The organism is Bacillus sp. SD127, assembly GCF_058566445.1.
This window is the reverse complement of the sequence record NZ_CP191226.1, coordinates 1,193,602-1,211,863: the sequence shown is the minus strand read 5'-3', so window position 1 is coordinate 1,211,863 and position 18,262 is coordinate 1,193,602. Positions and strand designations below refer to the sequence as shown.

The window sequence follows — 18,262 nt, the reverse complement described above, 5'->3', positions numbered from 1 at the left end:
CTCCAGATTTTACATATTTTCTTTAATTGCTTCAACTGTCTGCTTGTCACAGGCAGTTACGAGCTTTATCAGCATTTCTTTAGCCGCAGCGTAATCATCAATATGGATAATAGACGCATTTGTATGAATGTAGCGGGAGCAGATCCCGATAACTGCTGACGGAACGCCGCTGTTTGAAATATGCACTCTGCCTGCATCTGTTCCGCCGCCCGAAACAAAGTATTGATATGGAATCTGATGCGTTTCAGCCATATCCAGAACAAATTCTCTCATTCCGCAGTGCATGACTGTTGTTCTGTCAAGAATGCGGAGCAAAAAGCCCTTTCCAAGCTGCCCAAACTGCTGTTTATCGCCGCTCATGTCGTTTGCCGGACTGGCGTCAAGCGCGAAGAACAAATCCGGTTTGATCATATGAGACGCTGTCTGTGCGCCTCTTAAGCCGACTTCTTCCTGAACGGTTGCGCCAGCGTAAAGCGTATTCGGCAGTTCTTTACCTTGCAATTCCTTCAGCAATTCAATGCTCAATCCGCAGCCGTACCGGTTATCCCACGCTTTTGATAATATTTTCTTTTCATTCGCCATAATGGTAAACGGGCATACAGGGACAATTTGCTGGCCCGGTTTAATACCGATTTTGATAGCGTCTTCCTTATCATCCGCTCCGATATCAATCATCATGTTTTTGATATCCATCGGACGGTTTCGCTGAGCATCTGTTAACAGATGCGGCGGTATGCTTGAAATAACTCCCGGAACCGGGCCGTTATCTGTTTGAATTTCCACTCTTTGTGCCAGCAGCACCTGACTCCACCAGCCGCCGAGCGTTTGGAACCTCAGTAATCCGTTATCTGTAATGGATGTCACCATAAATCCGACTTCATCCATATGTCCAGCCACCATGATTTTCGGCGCGTCCTCTCCGCCTTTTCTGACTCCGAAAACACTTCCCAGTCTGTCCTGAACGATATCATCGGCATATTTGGCAAGCTCCTGCTTCATAAACGCACGGACCTGATGCTCATTGCCCGGCGCTCCGGGAAGCTGCGTCAGTGTTTGGAAAAGCGCTTTCGTTTCTTGATTCATGTTTTCCCCTCATTTCTATGTAGTTCTTTTATTTTATTAGAAAAAATTCTGTTTTCCAAGCACTCTGATTGAATCTGCTCAATGAGCCGCGTATCGCTTAACAGGATTTGGCGGTTTCTGTATAATGGAAGTATGATCAATCAGGAGGTGCTTTATTTTGAAATTGCGTCATCTTCTTTTAGGAGCAGGACTTGGAATTTGTACGGCTGTTGTTGTGAAGCAATATGTGATGAAGCCTTATATTTCTTCAGAAAGAGCGCTTCGTATCGTAAAATCCGCTTTTAAACAGCGGGGGCCGATTGATGGATCATGGATCTACACCCAGCCGGAGCCCTACAATGTGAATGGAGAAACCGTGCAGGTTTACAAGACCGGTGTTACACGGTCAGCTTTCGGAGAACTAGAGCAATATGAAGTGATGGTGGATGCGAAAACGGGGAGAATTGTAGATGTCATCGATACAATCGCGTCTTAACACCGGACAAGCGTAAAATAGGAGCCGCTGCCCATGCAGCGGCTCTTTTTTATATTATATCGCGCGAATTGGTTTGTATACCGGATACCACATCGCGTTCTGCACAGCCTGAATGATGTCCTCAGGCTCTTCAGTGGCCACGCCTTCCTTAATGGCGGTTTTAGCGACTTCAACTGCAACCGTTGCCGATACAGTCCGTAAATCCTCCACCTTCGGAAGCATCGGCGCGCCAGGCACTCCGACATTGACCATACTTGCGATCGCGCGGGCACATGCTTCAAACATGCCATCGGTTATTAATTTTGATTTGGTGACAATCGTTCCAAGCCCGAGACCAGGGAAAACAAGCGCGTTGTTTGCTTGGCCAATATGGTACGTTACACCGTTATATTCCACTGGCGGGAACGGGCTTCCTGTCGTAATCAGCGCACGGCCTTCCGTCCATTCAATTAAATCTTGCGGTTTTGCTTCGGAAAGAGTCGTCGGATTCGACATCGGCAAAATCGCCGGACGTTTTACGTGTGACGCCATTTCTTTTACAATTTCTTCAGTAAAGGCACCGGAAACCGTAGATGTTCCGATCAGGATCGTCGGTTTCGCCTGCCGGACCACTTCAAGGAGATCAATGCCCCCTCCTTCTCCGTTACGCTGATAATCCTTCACTTCATCAGCCGAACGGGCATAAGGCTTTTGGAAATCGAGAAGCTGATCCATATCATCTGTTAACAGCCCGTTTCGGTCTATGCACCAGAATCGCTGGTATGATTCTTCCTCACTCAGCCCCTCGCGCACTAATGCTTCCCGCAGCTGTTCAGCAATTCCGATTCCTGCCGTCCCCGCTCCGAATATCACGACTCTGTGATCCTTCAGCGGGACTTTTGATGCTTTTGCACAGGATAAAACTGCCGCCAGTGAAACAGCGCCTGTGCCTTGTATATCATCATTAAACGTACATATTTTATCTTTATAGCGTTTCAAGATGCTGCGTGCATTTTTCGCTCCGAAATCCTCCCAGTGGAGCAATGCATTCGGGAATGTCTCTCTTGCAAGTGAGACATATTCATCAATAAATTGGTCATAGCGTTCACCGCGCACTCTGGAATGCTGATTGCCGACATAAAGCGGATCGTTCAAGAGGCTCTCTTGATTTGTGCCCGCATCCAAAACGACAGCCAGCACTCTGCTCGGATCAATTCCGGCAGCGGCCGTGTATACCGCAAGCTTGCCAATTGATATCGCGATACCGCCGACTCCCCAGTCTCCGATTCCTAAAATCCCTTCAGCATCGGTTGCGACAATTAAATCGATGGCATCACTTTTGTCTTTAAACTGTTTAAAGGCCTCTCTCATGCCTTCCGGGTCATCGATGGACAGATAGAGCCCTCTCGGCTTCCTGTATTCATGGCTGTATCTCTGAATGGCCGTACCTACTGTCGGCGTGTATACAATCGGGAGCATTTCCCCTAAGTGGTCATTTAACAAACGGTAAAACAGCGTTTCATTTCGATCGTGCAGCGCTGTCAAATAAACGTTTTTACTTAAATCATCAGGCTGTGAGGAAAACTGTTCGTACGCTCTTTTTGCCTGTTCATCAATGGTCAATACCTTCGGCGGCAAAAAGCCATTCAATCCGAGCGCTTTTCTTTCCTCTGTTGTAAAAGCTACTCCTTTGTTCAAAAAAGGAACAGAGAGTACTTCAAGGCCTCTTAATGTTGTCTGAATTTCTCCTTCGTTCGTTACTTCAAATTGTTTCACCCTGCCTCTTCCTTTCTGAGCATAATTAGTACTAGGTTTGCTTTATTAGCCGGAAATCATGCAGGGTAAACATGAAAATATGCTATTGTTTCTTTCGTTTGAGTGATTCTGTCATTCTTTCGTCCCCGTCCCATTTTAGTGCGCGATATTCGGCATCATGATAAAAAATAAACCATGCGTCTTTTTCCGCTGCATACGCCTGCCACTTTTGCTTTTGCGGTATAGAGGTCATCGGATAATCATCATAAGCCAGCACCCATAATGGATTGCGGTGGGCGTGTGTCGGCATCAAATCCGCCATATGTACCGCGGTTTCACCCGCATCCTCACATACAAGAACACAGTGGCCGTCACTGTGGCCCCCGGTATGATGCAGTGTAACCCCCTCTGTTATCGTGCAAGTGTCTTCAAAGGTCTTCACTTGGCCGGCAACCGCCTCCCAGTTTTCTTTCCAGTAGGTATTTTTCGATCTGATATTCGGATGGCGCATTTCATTCCATTCAACAGATGAAGTATAAATAACGGCATTTGGAAAAACTGGCACCAGTTTATCTCCTTCGTATTCCGTCAATCCGCACGCATGGTCAAAATGAAGGTGTGTCATGGCGATCACGTGGATATCTTCAACCGTTAACCCGAGCGCTGCTAATGATGTTTTCACATTGGATTCTTGGGTCACACCGTAGTTTCTTTTTTGTTTCTCAGTCAGCTTTCCGGACCCGATACCGGCATCGACGATCACGTTCAGCCCGTCTTTTTGAATAAGAATTGGATCTGTCCTTAGTTCAATCTGGTTTTTTTCATTGACTGGGTATTTTTTTGACCATAACGGCTTTGGAACAACACCGAACATGGCTCCTCCGTCCATGTGAGTCACCCCTCCGTCAAGCCAAGTTAACGTCGTGTTTCCAATTTTCATCGTTTCCATTTTCATCCCCCCTGTCATCATCGTAGCAAACAGCGCATAAAAAAAACAGACTCCTGTGTCAGAGTCTGTTTTACGCTCTCCATTCAACTTCAGCCCGATAGATCGGCTGGCCGAGTGCTGAGAATTTTTCTTCATATTCTGTCATGATGTTATCTTCCATATCACTGTTATGCAGATCAAGACTGACATATGTCAGCAGCAGACCGTATTCCGAGAAGCTTTTCAGCGAGTACTCAAACAGGCCGCGGTTGTCTGTTTTAAAATGAATTGCTCCGCCTTTCCCCATCACTTCTTCATATTTCTTGAGAAAATGGGAATACGTCAGACGGCGTTTTTCGTGGCGGTTTTTCGGCCAAGGATCAGAAAAGTTCAAGTACACCCGTTTGACTTCACCCGGCTCAAACACGTCTGTCAGCGTGTCAGCGTCTATATTCAAAAGCTTTACATTCGGCACTTCGCTATCTTTTACTTTCTGGACAGCTGTCACAATTACGCTTTTAAATAACTCAATACCAATATAATTAATGTCAGGATTTTGTTTGGCCATCCCGGAAATAAATTGCCCTTTTCCTGTACCGACCTCGATATGGATCGGATTGCTGTTGCCAAACACTGTATTCCATTTTCCTTTATAATCAGCAGGATTGCTGATGGCAATATCTGCGTTTTCAGCCAAAAAGTCATCAGCCCAAGGCTTGTGGCGCATTCTCATATGATTGACACCTCTATCTATTATTTCGACTAACAACATACCATGAATTAAAAAGACCCGCAAGCTTGTTTTTGAAGGTGTGCCTTTTTAGAGCAGATCACATAAAAAAAGAGGTTCCCATCTGTCGGAACACTCGTGTCTCATGCATAAAACCATACTGTTTTGAACAATTTAACCCGTAAGATACTGAAGGGATGTGTACCGTTTTATGGGTTTAAATTACGAGAATCAAGTTGATCTATTGAAGGACATTTTGACTGACCATCAATTAGACTGCTGCGGAACCGTCGCAGAGTACGAACAGCTTGAACGTGTGATTAAATCGCTGATGGCAAACACCGAGCTCGATTCACACTTAAAAAACGTGCTGGAAGATGTGTACCGATACAGCCAATCAGGAATATCATCCAAATCTATCGACTCACACATACAAGAGCATCAGAGCAGCTTGTCTCAATGGGTAGAGGAAATGGATTCGTATTCCTGATTATTAAACAATTCGCTTCATCAGCATATGCAGTTCTTCCATTGCATCATGGAATTCTTTATCGTTTCCTTTGGATTTATGCCAGGCAATGAAAGTGATTGTTTCAGATAGCACATACCATGCCATTCTTAACCGAAGGCCGTCCGTTAACTCAATACCGTACATGCCCAGCCAGCTCTCCCAAGCTGGCTTTTCGACGTAGTGGTACAGCAATGGCCCCAGATCCATCGCCGGATCAGCGATCATGGCGCCGTCCCAGTCAATTAAATACAGCTGGTTGTCTTCAGACAATAACCAGTTATTATGATTGACATCACAATGGCAAACGACTTTCTCACCGAAATGCACTTCATGCAGATGATCCTCTAAATACTTAATCCCTTCTTGAATCAGCGGCGAAGATTGCTGCACAGCAAATACAGCCTGTTTAAGCTGAGACAGCAGAGTCCCTGGATTCAGCGGTTCCTTTCCAAGTCTCTTCAGCATGTCCAGCAAGGCTTTTGATGTGTGTATTTTACGAAGCAATTCAGCAACGGACCGTCCGCTCATGTCTTTCGGCTTCAGCTCTCTGCCGGTCATCCAGTGCTGGGCCGTTATGACGTCCCCATTCTCCATCCGTTTTGTCCAAACCAGCTTAGGAACAATGCCTTCGGCGGATAAAACAGCTAAAAAAGGTGAGCTATTACGTTTTAAAAAAAGCTGCTGCCCGTTATGTTTCGCATAATATGCATCTCCTGTAGCTCCTCCGGCGGGGAAGATCTCCCAATCGCTACCTAGTAATTGTCCCAACCAGTTCATATCAATGTTCAACCCATCATTTCTTAAAATATTTTAGAATAAAGGCCAATTCGTCTTCAGTCTATCCAGCGAATGCCTTTTTCGTACGAATCGTATGAAAAATAAAAAAGACAGCTATTGAGAGTCTCATATGCTAATCAATAGCCGTCTTTTAAATTTTAGCGCTATAGCACAAACTTCGTCAAGCAAAACTCGTAAGATCTCGTGCTAAATATAAGATAACCGTTCCGATGCCGTTTACAGCAACCGCTTTCTTGATTTCTCCATGATCAGCACGAAACCCGTCAGTATCACATAGAAGGCGGTAAGCCTTATCTTTCGGCAGCTGCCATGTAACAGAATCGGGGCTGGCATGATGGATCACAATGATTTCTTCCCATTCGTCGATTGCGCCGAGGTTAAACAGCCGGTATACAATAAGGTGCTCTTTGAGAGCCAGACATTCAAGGCAGCGCTGAATATCGGCTGATGACGTAAGCCGGAATGCCGGATGCGCTTTTCTGAGCGAAATCAGCCTGCGGACATAGTCAACATCCTGCTTGAATGTTTCACGCCGCGACCAGTCCAGCTGGTTGATGCTGTCACTGGATTGATAGCTGTTTTCCACCCCCTGCTTCGTCCGGAAAAATTCCTGTCCGCTGTGAATAAACGGCACTCCCTGGGCCAGCAGAATGATTGCAGACGCCAGCTTTTGCCTGCTTCTTTTTCGGCTCTCACTTTCTTGAGGAAGCGCGAGGCTCATTTTATCCCAAAATGTGTGGTTGTCATGCGACTCGACATAATTGATGGACTGGCTCGGCGCAGACACAAGCGGGGCTGTCTCTTTCCATCCGGAAGATCCGGCAATCCCGTGCATGACTGTTTCCGTTTTTTCGCCGTTCCCAAGGGCAAAACCCGCCGCCGCGATATGAAAGGTATTCCCTTTAACAGCGTCACGAAACGAATCATTAAAAAAACCGACGCCCGGCATTTTCGATGCATTCGCCAATGTCGCTTTCTGTTCAGGCGGCAGCGGTGTTGCCAAATCCCAGCCTTCCCCAAAGAGAAGGATTCCGGACTTTACCTCAGATGCTTTTTCTTTCATATGAAGAACCGTTTCAATATCTAAAATGCCGAGCAGATCAAAGCGGAAGCCGTCGACATCGTATTCCTTCAGCCAATACATGACGCAATCCGTAATGAATTTCCTTGCCATCCGCCTTTCTGAGGCGATGTCATTCCCTACGCCGGTGCCATTCGAAGGCATTCCGAATTGATCATGCCGGAAGAAATAACCGGGCACCGTTTTTTCAAAGGGCGAGTGCTCTCTTTGGTATACATGGTTATAAACAACATCCAGAATGACACGCAGGCCATGCTGATGCAGGGTGTGAATCATTTGTTTTACTTCTGTGTTTCTTGTCTGAGGGTCGTGAGGATTGGAGGAATAGCTTCCCTCCGGGGCGAAAAAATGAAGCGGATTATAGCCCCAATTATAGGCGGCAAGCGGGTTTTCTTCATCAACTCCGGCATAATCGTTTAGCGGTAAAAGCTCTATATGCGTAACGCCAAGCTCTTTTAAATAAGAAAGTCCTGTAGAACTGCCATTTTTCGTTTTGGTGTCCGTTTCAGCAAGCGCCGCATATTTCCCTTTGTTCTTCGTACCGCTGTTTTCATGAATGGAGAAGTCTCGGATGTGCATCTCATAAATAATGGCATCAACTGGGGCTGAAAATGGTGTAAACGAAGGAGCCGAATTTGCTTGATCAGGGCGCAGCACGACACCCTTCTCTCCGTTGACCGTCACAGCTTTTGCATACGGATCAACCGTTTCTGTCCATTCTAAATTGTTGCAAATCCGGTACACATACTCATAACCGTGCAGATCTCCAGCCACTGTAACGGCGTATACTCCATTTTCCATTCTTGTCATTTGAAGCGTGTAACCGCTTTTTTCGGGATGTGACAGCTTGACGGCAGCTGACGTCGCAGCAGGCGCCCATACCTTAAATTCAGTATAATCCGAAGCGTAAACAGCTCCGAGCTCTCCGTCATAATAAAATGCAGCATCAAACGCATCCGTCCTGACAACCGCCCCGATTTGGAGATCCGTTTTTCCGCCGCCAGATGCTTTGACATGATGCGTTTTTCCGAAAGCCACCGGCTGTTCAGCTACACATACATACTTGTATTTCCCTTCTATTTGCCATTCCTGACTGACTGTCAGAGGAATTTCCGCTGTATCTGTCTCAAGCTGAAAAGGCGGCGTAAAGGTATCTTTTTGATCAGCAGGAATCAGAACCGTAATGATATTCATTTCATCGGCATACGCTTCAAAGCTGCGTTGGATACAGACCATCAGAATCTCTCTCCTCCAAAAACGTTTATGTTTTGATCCGTAAGGGTGAGGGACTCGATGCCAGACGGAATGGGGTTGTACCCATGATTTCTCCGTCAGCATGGAACGGAATTTTGTCCTTCGTGTAAAACGTAATGTCTTTCGCTTTAAACATCGTCACGCCGTCCATTTTGGTGTGTTTTCCAAATGTCATCAAGCATAAAAACCAATACTTTTTCAAAAACGGCAGATTCTCAACAATGATGATATCAAATGCCTGTTCGCGCGGATTCGCAAGCGGGGCTGCCCTCATGCCGCCTCCATAAAACGGATGATTGGAGACGACCGCAAACCAGACATGATGAAATTCCTGTGTCTCTCCTTCAATTGTACAGGCCAACGAAAACGGCTTAAAGGTAGCCGACGCGTACAAATGGGAAAGCGGATAGACAAGAAAGCGGAGGCGCAGAAAATGGATCGCCCGTTTTAATGGAAATTCCATCGCCTTCTTATTGACATATGCGTCAAAACCGATTCCGATATGATTCAAAAAATAAAGAACCTGCGATTTATCCTGAAGCAAATTAATGCTTCCTAAATGAAACGTTCGCGTTAACGGACGCTTCAGCTGTCTGATTTCCTGAATCAGATCTATTTTCTTAATGGAGAATCCTCTGGAAAAATCATTGTACGCGCCAGCCGGCACAAAACTCAGTTCGATATCGTCAACATCTTTCAGCCCGTTGACGACTTCGTGCATCGTTCCGTCTCCGCCGATAACGATCAGGCGTTTCAGCTTATGTTCCTGAATCGTTGAAATCTGCCGGGCGAGAACCTCGGCGTGTCCCGGATGTTCAGTTAAAAATGAGCGGTGCTCAATCTTTCGTTTCAGTAATTCCTTTTGTATCGACTTCCAAACACGCAGGCCTTTTCGATGCCCTGCTGCCGGATTAATAATAAAAAACCATTGGCTCATCTTTCTCACCTGCTTATGTTATGAGAAAACCGCTCAAATCGTTCTGCTTTACTCCAGCCACTCCTGTCTGCGATAGGAGTCTGACAGGCAATAAGACAACAAAGCTTTTGCAGCCTTTAATTGATGATGTTTTATCGGAGCAGTGTTTTTCTTCTGCCTCTCCATCCAGTCCGCCAAGCCCCGTTTGTCCACTATTTCCAGACCGTACGGCGGTTCGGGGTAATCAATGTATGACGTTCTGCTCAGGAGTAATTTCGAGACTGGAATATCAGCGCCTTTTTCCTTTACGATCTTCGACACCACAGATCCCGTCCGAAACAGACTCAACGCCGGATTTAATACCGATTCAGTCTGAGAGCCTGTTTTCTTCTCCCAAAAACGATGTTTAGATCCTATGTACACACTGTCTTCCTCTGCCTCTATAAAAGAAACGCAAAAAATGTCAAGAGGTGAAATGATCACTATGCTTAATTCTACTGCCGCCTGCTGAATTTTGAGCACAGGCTTATACATAATAAAATAAGAATCAGGAAGCTGCTGGGCCAGAAAACGCAAAATGCGGTCCTGCTTCACCTGGTTTGACAGATTTGACATCTCGGAAAGAGTAGAGCTTGCCCATTTGAGCTGAAATTCATATAAATGTCTTTTATAAAAGGAAGCAAGCGCCATCCTGCTCTTCGGCAGCCTTACGTTCAGATCGTCTTCTTCCTCAAACCATTGGTGTCTCTCTTCTTGTATATCGGCTTCTATCTCTTCTTTTCTTCTTTTCAATGAAAATTTTTTTCGTTTCTGCACCGGTTCCGGCTGTTCAGCACTGGCTTGTCTTTCTTCATGCTGGCGCTCCGCTGCTTCTAATAATGAAATCCAGCGCTCTTTTTTCAGCCGTATAAACTGATTCATATAATGGTACGGATCAAGTTCATATCTCGATATATAATCATGTATTTTGATGATTTGTGCCATTTTGTTTCTCCACTCCGCATGAATTAAGTTAAATAAAATTTGTATTTTTCCTCATATTTTGGTGATTGATTTAAGTGTGTCTGAAAAAGTGAAAATCGTTCAATAGCCGTTGAAACCTCACCGCTTTTAAACGGGACCTGCGCCGGAAATCCCTTTTGGCCTGTCCATTTTCTTGCCAGCGTCATATGGGGATGATACGCTCTCTTTTCCACTTTAAAGCCTGCTTGAAGAACAGCTTGTTTTGTATGCTCCCGCAGTGTTTCGAGCGCCGTATTCTTCTTCGGCTCCAAATGTAACACGCGCGGCTGCCTGCGGTCTCCGAACACATCTATTTTGTCAAACTCAATTGTAAACGGATTGGCATCAACAGCTATCTCGGCAAGCGAGCTTTCAAGCTGCTTGATTTGCGCTTCGTCCGCCGCACCGAGAAAAATTAACGTGATATGGTAGTCAAGCGGGTGCACCCATTTTTGAAACGTGAGCGCCGGCTCGCTTTTCGCAGCCTGGTAAATCGGATTTGCAATTTCCGGCGGAATGGGCACGCCGATGAAATAATGAGGCCGGATATCTGACATCCGTCTGACACTCCCTTCTTTGACTGCTATTATTTTATCAATAAAGAGGCTGCGCGAATAGAGGAACCGCATATGAAAACACTCTCGCGCAACCGTTTATTATGTTAGGATATTATATGACACTTGTTTTATTCAGAAAGGAATGACAATGTTGAAAATCGTTGAAAACACTTCTGATCTTATAGGAGATACACCGCTTGTGAGATTGAATCGGCTTCAGCCGGAAAACGCAGCACAAGTCTATTTAAAACTTGAATTTTTCAATCCAAGCGGCAGTGTGAAAGACAGAGCCGCTTACAATATGATCATAGAAGCAGAACAAAACGGCTTACTCAAGCCTGGCTCAGTTATCATTGAGCCAACCAGCGGAAATACCGGAATCGGACTCGCCATGAATGCGGCGGCCCGCGGCTATAAAGCGATTTTAGTAATGCCGGATACAATGACGAAGGAGCGGATCAACCTCCTCAAAGCCTATGGTGCAGAGGTTGTGTTAACTCCCGGATCGGAAAGAATGCCGGGCAGCATTAAAAAAGCAAAGGAGCTTGCCGAACAAATTCCGAACAGCTTCATTCCGATGCAGTTTGATAATACCGCAAATCCTGACGCGCATCGAAAAACAACTGCTCTGGAAATTGCCCGGGCAATAAAAGAAATCGGAAAACCGCTAGGCGCTTTTGTAGCTTCTTCCGGTACTGGCGGGACCATTACAGGAACCGGCGAAGCGCTAAAAGAACTTTTCCCGGATATTTTGGTTCATGTTGTCGAGCCTGCGGGGTCTCCGGTATTATCAGGCGGAAAACCGGGTGCGCATAAGCTGGTTGGGACAAGCCCAGGCTTCATTCCTCCAGTTTTAAATCAAGATGTATATGATGAAATTATCAAAATCACTGATGAGGATGCTTATACGACAACCAGACGCCTTGCTGCGGAGGAAGGAATTCTCGTCGGGCCTTCTTCAGGCGCTGCCTGCTTCGCGGCGATTGAAGCCGCCAAACGTCTCTCTCCTGATCAAGTCGTTGTCTGTATGACAGCTGATACCGGAGAACGTTATTTATCAACTGATTTATGGTCATTTGTGTAAAAAAAGGACTGGCTTCAGAAGAAGCCGGTCCTTTTATTTTGCAAGTTCGTAGATGGCCTGCGCATATAACGCAGTCGCTCTGAGGAGGTCATCAATTTCAATATATTCGTCCTTTTGATGCGCACTGTCGGGACGTCCGGGGAACAGCGGTCCGAATGCAACGCCGGCCTCCAAAGATCTCGCGTAAGTTCCCCCGCCGATTGAAATTAAATCAGCTTTTTTGCCCAATTGGCCTTCATATACCTTTTGCAGCGTTTTGACTAGCGGATGGTCTGCTGATACATGATGGGGCTTGCTGTCTTTAAATTCTCCAAGCTCAAATTCGCTTGCGCTTTCAAATGCATCGCGGATCATTTTGCTTTCCGCTGTTACAGGATAGCGGATATTGATTCCGAGCTCGCCTCCTTGCCCTTCTGTATAGCGCAGTGTTCCGACATTTAATGTCAGCTCTCCGCTAATGTCATCCTCACAGTCAATATTCAGCTTCTTTCCTCTCGTATCATCTGAAAATTTGTCTGTCACGACTTGAACAAAACGCTGTCCTGCTTCATCCAGCTCAGTCTGGCGCAAAAATTCTGCCAGTTTGATGCCGGCATTCACTCCATTGTTCGGTTCCATCGCATGGCAGGAAAGTCCGTGCATGCGCAATATCAGCTGACCGTTCTCAATCTCAGCTGCACCTTTTTGAACCGTCGCGCGGAGCATGTCTTGAAATGAGGCAAGAACCTCTTCTATATTTGATCCTTCGAGAACGGCTTCCGCAGCGTCTGGCACCATGTTTAAGCGAAGACCTGATGTAAACGAGGCAAGAACTGTTTCTGAAGCGGCTTTATTTGTATGGTGCGGGATGAGCAGTGATGCATCAATAATCCCTTTTTCCGCGTTAATAATCGGGAAGTCAGCATCTGGCGCAAAACCGAGAGTCGGCATTTCTTCGTGCTTGAAATAATGCTCCACACATCTCCAATCACTTTCTTCATCTGTTCCGATAATGATTCTGACACGTTTAGAAAGCGGCAGATTCATGTCTTTGACGATTTTCAGCGCGTAGAACGCCGCCATCGTCGGACCTTTGTCGTCAATGGCGCCCCTTGCATAAATCCGTCCGTTTCGGATGTCCGCTGAAAACGGATCACTTGTCCAGCCGTCTCCGGGCGGTACAACATCAACATGGCAAAGAACGCCGACAATGTCTTCACCCTCGCCCCATTCGATATGACCGGCGAACCCGTCAAGATTTTTTACGGAAAATCCTTCTTTTTCTCCAAGCTCAAGCAAAGAGGTCAAGCTGGCATTTACCCCTTCTCCGAATGGTTTGCCGGGCCCGGCTGTTGTTTCGTCCATTACACTGTTGATTCTCAAGAATTCCTGCGTATCGCGAATCAATTCATCTTTTTTTCTGATCACTTCGACTTCCCAGTTCATAATGATCTCCTTTCTGCAATAAATCACTTGCAAAAACTAAATAAAACGAATAATATTAATGGTGTTTTGTTAAAACGTTCGTAATTGGAGGTTACTATGTTTCATCTAAAAGAGCAGCAAACATCGATTAAACAAGAAATCATAGCTGGATTGACGACCTTTTTTACAATGGTCTATATTGTAGTGGTGAATCCGGTCATTTTAGCGAATGCCGGAGTTCCTTTTGACCAGGTCTTTACCGCAACGATTATCGCCTCCATTGTCGGAACGCTGTGGATGGCCCTGGCTGCAAATTATCCGATTGCCATTGCGCCCGGCATGGGCTTAAACGCTTACTTAGCCTATCACGTTGTAGGCGCAAGCGGCGGCGGCATCACCTACGCAACAGCTTTCAGCGCAGTATTCACAGCAGGGGTTCTCTTCATTATTCTATCGTTAACGCCTTTAAGAAAACAACTGATAGAAGCGATTCCAAACAATTTAAAATACGGCATCACAACAGGGATCGGACTTTTTATTGCGTTTATCGGTTTACGGCAGGCGGGAATTATTACGGCTGATAAATCAAATCTGGTCACACTCGGCAACCTTCATTCGCCAGCGGTTATCTTGACGCTGATCGGCTTATTGATCAGTGTGATCCTGATGGTGCTGAATGTAAGCGGAGCGTTATTTATCGGAATGGCAGCTACCGCTTTGATCGCGTTTTTTACCGGCCAGCTGCATTTTCCTAAAGGCTTTATGTCTTTTCCGCATTTGCCTGAGGGATTGATTATTTCAAATCCGTTCTCCGCTTTTGGCGATGTGATCCATCACGGCCTGTACGCTGTCGTCTTTTCATTTCTGCTGGTAACGATTTTTGATACGACCGGTACGATGATCGGTGTGGCCGAGCAAGCCGGATTGATGAAAAACAACAAGCTCCCGAACGCGCGTAAAGCGCTGCTTGCTGATTCAACGGCGACCACAGTCGGTGCTGTATTCGGAACAAGTCCGACAACCGCGTTTGTCGAGTCTTCAGCTGGCGTCGCAGCCGGGGGAAGAACAGGTCTTACGTCTTTAACTGTCGCGGTATTGTTTGCAGCTTCGATGTTTTTCAGTCCGCTTGTCAGCGCCTTATCCGGCATATCCGCCATCACTTCTCCGGCTTTGATTATTGTCGGCAGCCTGATGATGGGCTCGGTGTCGAATATTAACTGGAAGGAGATGGACGAAGCATTTCCGGCATTTCTCGTTGTTCTGACCATGCCTCTTACATCAAGCATTTCCACAGGAATTGCGCTTGGCTTTATTTCGTATCCGATTGTGAAAGCAGCACGGGGGAAATGGAGAGACATTCATCCTCTCGTCCTCGTATTTGCCGTTCTGTTTTTCATCCAGCTATTTATTCTATAACATACAGAAAACCCAAACGGCATCCGTTTGGGTTTTTATTTCACCAAAAAAGAGATAGCAGCCGCCAAAAAGCAGCAGGCAACACAAGCATAGTGCAGCGTGTTCACACAGCTTTTTCTGGCCCGGTAATATTCATCACTTTCCTTATCAGCCCCAGTTAAGATCGGCGCATCCATCACTTTGTCAAAAATAAGCGAAAGCACATAACGGCAAACACCTGTATAAACCAGCAGCGCAATCACCTTAAGAAAGATCGGGGAAACGACTGTTAAAACCGTAAAAGCCGACAAAAGCATATACAAGTGCCTCGCATACTCCCCATTCCTCAGCATGACTTTAAAAAACAATTCTTTATAAATTGTATACATTGTCCGTTTCTTAAATATCCTTTTTGAATTCCGGAATAATAGTGGTTTTCTCCTCATCCTGTCCTTTACTCTCGGCATTCTCACATCTTGGCTCGTCATCATTACAAGACCTGCAAGAGTGAGCCTGATTTTTTTCTCCTCAAGCACCTCTGCCTCAAAAGCCGAAAATGAAGCCGTCTTTTTCAAACTGCGTATGAAAGCAAAAATAAAAAACAAAACACCGGCAAGCGAGAGCAAGTGCCACTCAGTAAAGGTAATCATGAGAAAAGAACACGCCAAAAGCACAGCCTTGAGAAAATAGTCTGCAATCTGTCTCCAAATAGATCTTGGTTTTCTGACCCTGTCCTGCTTCAAGGATAAAAAGAGCGTATGAAGACCGAATGCATAGATCAATAGAGCAGCGCTTTCTGGAATCGTGACGCGAACAGAATCAATGATAAAGGGAAGAAAAAGAAAAAAGAGCAACAGCCATTTGGCGAACGTGAACAATAAAGAATACACCAATGCGTATTGTTTCATCTGGCGAATGATCGCTTTCTTTTGCAGCAAAAACACCTGGTCCGCTTCCAGTAAAAAAGTATGGATGGAGCCTGTGCAAACAATCAGTATACCGACAGCGTATAACCATCTCCATTCGACTCTCTCAGACCACTCGTAAAGAAGGCCGTTTCCATTCGTCCACTCCACATACTGATAAATCACAAAAGCAAGCGCCGGCAGGACAATGTAGAGCGCAACCGTCCAATCAATGACAGCATGCAGCACCTTAAACTGATATCGGTAAAAATCCAGCCACCTTCGAAAAAAGAGAGACCGTCCGTTCATGCTTTTTCTCCTTGAATCGCCGTATAAAAACAGTCAAGCAATGACTGCCCGTCTAACCCTGTCTGCTCTTGAATATCTTTTAACGTTCCCTGAAGAAACAAAAAACCTTTATCAATCATGTAAAACCGGTCGCAGATTTTTTCCGCGGTATCAAGTACGTGTGTGCACATGAGAATGCCGGCTCCTCTATCTTTCTCAGCCTTCAGCATGTCCACAAAGCGTTTTGTCGATATCGGGTCAAGGCCGATAAACGGTTCATCAATCACATACATATCAGGCTTAGAAAGAAAGGCCTGAATCAGCATCAGCTTTTGCTGCATGCCCTTCGAAAACGTCACCGGCAGCTCATGCATGACATGATCAAGCGAAAATGTTTCAAGAAGACTTTGGGCCCGGTATTCGAATTCACTCTGACCAATGCCGTGCAAAGTGCTGATCAGGTCGAGATGCTCCCACAGCGTTAATTCCTCATAAAAGGACGGGTGCTCCGGAATATAAGCAAACGAGCAATCATTCCAAGCGATAGTCCCTTTAAAGTCTTGCGAGAGGCCGAGTATCGCCTTGATGGCAGTACTTTTTCCAGCGCCGTTCGCTCCAATCAACCCGACAAGCTCCCCTTCTCTGACTTCCAATAAAACATCGGTGAGCACTTTTTTTCGGCTTGTATACCCTGCTTGCTCTATCGATGCTTCCAACAACATTCTCAATCTCACTCACCCCCCAAATCACATACGAATCAGAATAAAAAAAGTTTCTTTATCCATAATAATATTGTGCTGAAATACATAGTAATCCAACAAGGATGGCGGCCAAACTCAAATTGGAAAAAATTTATCATACTTATTCCTAGATTCACCGCGGCGAAATCGTGTATAATGAAGGCGAATTATTTAAATATTACAGATGTCTGCCTTAGTTGCTATTTCGTACACAGTTGATAGTCGTGAGTTGTGGTTAGTCAAGTCCATCCGATCTTATGATAGGGAGTGGTTTTTTGAAACCTTCAACAAACCGTATGCTAACTCGAATCAAATCAGTTTACATGTTTATTCAAGAGAAAGGCCTTGTGACAACACAGGAACTGGTTGACGAATTCGGCATTACACCTAGAACGATTCAAAGAGACTTAAATGTGTTAGCATATAATGATCTTGTTCATAGTCCAAGCCGTGGCAAATGGGAGACAACGAGAAAGAAAGTAAAGATTACCTCATAACATTAAAAATTACATAGGGCCGCCCTGTGAGCGGCCTGATAGATACAGGGCGAGAAACGTTCTTAGCCTTGTTTTTGTGTGCTTATATATAATAAAAAATCCCGCATGTGTGATGCGGGATTTTTTCATGCTTGCGGCTCGTTCAGCCTTTCAAGTTCTTCTTCTGTAAGCTCACGGTATTCTCCCGGCTCCAGAGCAGGATCCAAGGATACGCGTCCCATTGAGAGCCGCTTCAGATAAATGACTTCATTGCCGACAGCATTTGCCATCTGTTTGACTTGATGATATTTCCCTTCTGTTATCGTCAGGTATATCACGGTATGCCCTTTATCGTTTGCCTTTATTTCTGCTTGTGCCGGCTTTGTTTTGTAGCCGCCTTCAATAAATACCCCAGTCTCTAAGCTGTTGATGTCTTCTGGCGAAATTTGCGACTTTAAGTGGACCTCATACGTTTTCGGAACATGCTTTTTCGGCGATAGCAGCCGGTGAGCGAGCTGACCGTCATTTGTCAGCAGCAGAAATCCTTCTGTATCCTTATCAAGCCGGCCGGCAGGAAACGGCTCGAATCTAAGTTCATCCGGCGTCAGCAAATCGACCACTGTCTTTTGCCGGCTGTCCTCAGTCGCTGACAGCACGCCCTGCGGTTTATTCATCATGATATAAATAAACTCGCGGTAATCAATCGGCTCGCCATAAACGGTCACCTCCTGCGCATCAGGGTCCACGTGCGCCTTGACATCTTTTGCCGGCTTTCCGTCGACCATGACGGCTCCCGCTTTCACAATCGATTTGACCTCTTTTCTCGAACCATACCCGCTGTTGGCAAGCAGCTTATCTAGTCTCATGCCAATCTCTCCTTCCTATAAAAGAAAGCCCGCAT

Annotated in this window: 18 protein-coding genes; 5 read left to right on the top strand and 13 right to left on the bottom strand. The window is 45.7% G+C overall.

The genetic code is table 11. The features are described from left to right. Positions 1–9: 9 nt before the first annotated feature. A complete protein-coding gene (locus ACQVGS_RS06225) occupies positions 10–1,083 on the bottom strand; it encodes a M42 family metallopeptidase (RefSeq protein ID WP_151174446.1) in 1,074 nt (357 codons plus the stop codon). Positions 1,084–1,240: 157 nt separating this feature from the next. Here ACQVGS_RS06225 and ACQVGS_RS06220 point away from each other — a divergent pair, with 157 nt between their 5' ends. Next, positions 1,241–1,558, top strand: a complete 318-nt coding sequence (locus ACQVGS_RS06220) for a PepSY domain-containing protein (RefSeq protein WP_010331516.1) — start codon at positions 1,241–1,243, stop codon at positions 1,556–1,558. 54 nt (positions 1,559–1,612) lie between these two features. Here ACQVGS_RS06220 and ACQVGS_RS06215 read toward each other — a convergent pair whose 3' ends face one another. The 3 genes from ACQVGS_RS06215 to trmB all read right to left on the bottom strand — a co-directional run bounded on the left by ACQVGS_RS06215 (position 1,613) and on the right by trmB (position 4,953). After that, positions 1,613–3,313 (bottom strand): NAD-dependent malic enzyme, encoded by a 1,701-nt coding sequence (locus ACQVGS_RS06215; protein WP_151174447.1) that lies wholly within the window; start codon positions 3,311–3,313, stop codon positions 1,613–1,615. 82 nt (positions 3,314–3,395) lie between these two features. Beyond that, positions 3,396–4,241, bottom strand: a complete 846-nt coding sequence (locus ACQVGS_RS06210; protein WP_024122527.1) for a YtnP family quorum-quenching lactonase — start codon at positions 4,239–4,241, stop codon at positions 3,396–3,398. 70 nt (positions 4,242–4,311) lie between these two features. Further along, positions 4,312–4,953, bottom strand: a complete 642-nt coding sequence (gene trmB, locus ACQVGS_RS06205; RefSeq protein WP_038954257.1) for a tRNA (guanosine(46)-N7)-methyltransferase TrmB — start codon at positions 4,951–4,953, stop codon at positions 4,312–4,314. A gap of 208 nt (positions 4,954–5,161) precedes the next feature. Here trmB and ACQVGS_RS06200 point away from each other — a divergent pair, with 208 nt between their 5' ends. Beyond that, positions 5,162–5,440 (top strand): YtzH-like family protein, encoded by a 279-nt coding sequence (locus ACQVGS_RS06200; RefSeq protein WP_024122528.1) that lies wholly within the window; start codon positions 5,162–5,164, stop codon positions 5,438–5,440. Positions 5,441–5,443: 3 nt separating this feature from the next. Here ACQVGS_RS06200 and ACQVGS_RS06195 read toward each other — a convergent pair whose 3' ends face one another. The 5 genes from ACQVGS_RS06195 to thpR form a co-directional block, all read right to left on the bottom strand. Continuing rightward, positions 5,444–6,238 carry a phosphotransferase family protein gene (locus ACQVGS_RS06195; RefSeq protein ID WP_038954258.1) on the bottom strand — a complete coding sequence of 265 codons (795 nt, stop codon included), beginning with the start codon at positions 6,236–6,238 and terminating at the stop codon, positions 5,444–5,446. Between the two features lie 181 nt (positions 6,239–6,419). Continuing rightward, positions 6,420–8,576 (bottom strand): type I pullulanase, encoded by a 2,157-nt coding sequence (gene pulA, locus ACQVGS_RS06190; RefSeq protein WP_106020274.1) that lies wholly within the window; start codon positions 8,574–8,576, stop codon positions 6,420–6,422. 25 nt (positions 8,577–8,601) lie between these two features. Beyond that, on the bottom strand, positions 8,602–9,531 hold the full coding sequence (locus ACQVGS_RS06185; protein WP_188323221.1) for a YegS/Rv2252/BmrU family lipid kinase: 930 nt from the start codon (positions 9,529–9,531) through the stop codon (positions 8,602–8,604). A gap of 48 nt (positions 9,532–9,579) precedes the next feature. After that, positions 9,580–10,494, bottom strand: coding sequence for a hypothetical protein (locus tag ACQVGS_RS06180; protein WP_151174451.1), 915 nt, complete (start codon positions 10,492–10,494; stop codon positions 9,580–9,582). A 23-nt stretch (positions 10,495–10,517) separates the two neighbouring features. Continuing rightward, a complete protein-coding gene (gene thpR, locus ACQVGS_RS06175; RefSeq protein ID WP_127696641.1) occupies positions 10,518–11,069 on the bottom strand; it encodes an RNA 2',3'-cyclic phosphodiesterase in 552 nt (183 codons plus the stop codon). A gap of 148 nt (positions 11,070–11,217) precedes the next feature. Between thpR and cysK the strand changes: the two genes are divergently transcribed. Next, the gene (cysK, locus tag ACQVGS_RS06170) at positions 11,218–12,153 is read left to right on the top strand and encodes a cysteine synthase A (protein WP_029441392.1); all 936 of its coding nucleotides are present in this window, start codon (positions 11,218–11,220) and stop codon (positions 12,151–12,153) included. A gap of 33 nt (positions 12,154–12,186) precedes the next feature. Here the strand turns inward: cysK and pepV are convergent, their stop codons facing one another. Further along, complete coding sequence (gene pepV / locus ACQVGS_RS06165) at positions 12,187–13,578, bottom strand: dipeptidase PepV (RefSeq protein WP_491831206.1); 1,392 nt, start codon at positions 13,576–13,578, stop codon at positions 12,187–12,189. Positions 13,579–13,674: 96 nt separating this feature from the next. Between pepV and pbuO the strand changes: the two genes are divergently transcribed. Then, complete coding sequence (gene pbuO, locus ACQVGS_RS06160; RefSeq protein WP_095714540.1) at positions 13,675–14,973, top strand: hypoxanthine/guanine permease PbuO; 1,299 nt, start codon at positions 13,675–13,677, stop codon at positions 14,971–14,973. A gap of 35 nt (positions 14,974–15,008) precedes the next feature. Here the strand turns inward: pbuO and ACQVGS_RS06155 are convergent, their stop codons facing one another. Both ACQVGS_RS06155 and ACQVGS_RS06150 read right to left on the bottom strand, forming a co-directional pair. Beyond that, positions 15,009–16,166 (bottom strand): ABC transporter permease, encoded by a 1,158-nt coding sequence (locus ACQVGS_RS06155; protein WP_491831203.1) that lies wholly within the window; start codon positions 16,164–16,166, stop codon positions 15,009–15,011. Next, positions 16,163–16,873 (bottom strand): ABC transporter ATP-binding protein, encoded by a 711-nt coding sequence (locus tag ACQVGS_RS06150; RefSeq protein ID WP_188323223.1) that lies wholly within the window; start codon positions 16,871–16,873, stop codon positions 16,163–16,165. Before ACQVGS_RS06150 ends, ACQVGS_RS06155 begins: the two co-directional genes overlap by 4 nt. A 287-nt stretch (positions 16,874–17,160) precedes the next feature. Here ACQVGS_RS06150 and ACQVGS_RS06145 point away from each other — a divergent pair, with 287 nt between their 5' ends. Then, on the top strand, positions 17,161–17,382 hold the full coding sequence (locus ACQVGS_RS06145) for a DeoR family transcriptional regulator (protein ID WP_003152337.1): 222 nt from the start codon (positions 17,161–17,163) through the stop codon (positions 17,380–17,382). Between the two features lie 125 nt (positions 17,383–17,507). On the opposite strand, the gene ACQVGS_RS06140 is transcribed toward ACQVGS_RS06145, so the two are convergent. Next, entirely contained in the window at positions 17,508–18,227 is a 720-nt protein-coding gene (locus tag ACQVGS_RS06140; RefSeq protein WP_188323224.1) for a pseudouridine synthase, read from the bottom strand. Between the last annotated feature and the right edge of the window lie 35 nt (positions 18,228–18,262).

Coding starts and splice junctions, on each gene's coding strand:
- pepV (WP_491831206.1), bottom strand. CDS start 13,578: ATGAACTGGGAAGTCGAAGTGATCAGAAAAAAAGATGAATTGATTCGC.
- ACQVGS_RS06195 (WP_038954258.1), bottom strand. CDS start 6,238: ATGAACTGGTTGGGACAATTACTAGGTAGCGATTGGGAGATCTTCCCC.
- ACQVGS_RS06200 (WP_024122528.1), top strand. CDS start 5,162: ATGGGTTTAAATTACGAGAATCAAGTTGATCTATTGAAGGACATTTTG.
- ACQVGS_RS06225 (WP_151174446.1), bottom strand. CDS start 1,083: ATGAATCAAGAAACGAAAGCGCTTTTCCAAACACTGACGCAGCTTCCC.
- pbuO (WP_095714540.1), top strand. CDS start 13,675: ATGTTTCATCTAAAAGAGCAGCAAACATCGATTAAACAAGAAATCATA.
- thpR (WP_127696641.1), bottom strand. CDS start 11,069: ATGTCAGATATCCGGCCTCATTATTTCATCGGCGTGCCCATTCCGCCG.
- ACQVGS_RS06210 (WP_024122527.1), bottom strand. CDS start 4,241: ATGGAAACGATGAAAATTGGAAACACGACGTTAACTTGGCTTGACGGA.
- ACQVGS_RS06155 (WP_491831203.1), bottom strand. CDS start 16,166: ATGAACGGACGGTCTCTCTTTTTTCGAAGGTGGCTGGATTTTTACCGA.
- trmB (WP_038954257.1), bottom strand. CDS start 4,953: ATGAGAATGCGCCACAAGCCTTGGGCTGATGACTTTTTGGCTGAAAAC.
- cysK (WP_029441392.1), top strand. CDS start 11,218: ATGTTGAAAATCGTTGAAAACACTTCTGATCTTATAGGAGATACACCG.
- ACQVGS_RS06140 (WP_188323224.1), bottom strand. CDS start 18,227: ATGAGACTAGATAAGCTGCTTGCCAACAGCGGGTATGGTTCGAGAAAA.
- ACQVGS_RS06185 (WP_188323221.1), bottom strand. CDS start 9,531: ATGAGCCAATGGTTTTTTATTATTAATCCGGCAGCAGGGCATCGAAAA.
- ACQVGS_RS06180 (WP_151174451.1), bottom strand. CDS start 10,494: ATGGCACAAATCATCAAAATACATGATTATATATCGAGATATGAACTT.
- pulA (WP_106020274.1), bottom strand. CDS start 8,576: ATGGTCTGTATCCAACGCAGCTTTGAAGCGTATGCCGATGAAATGAAT.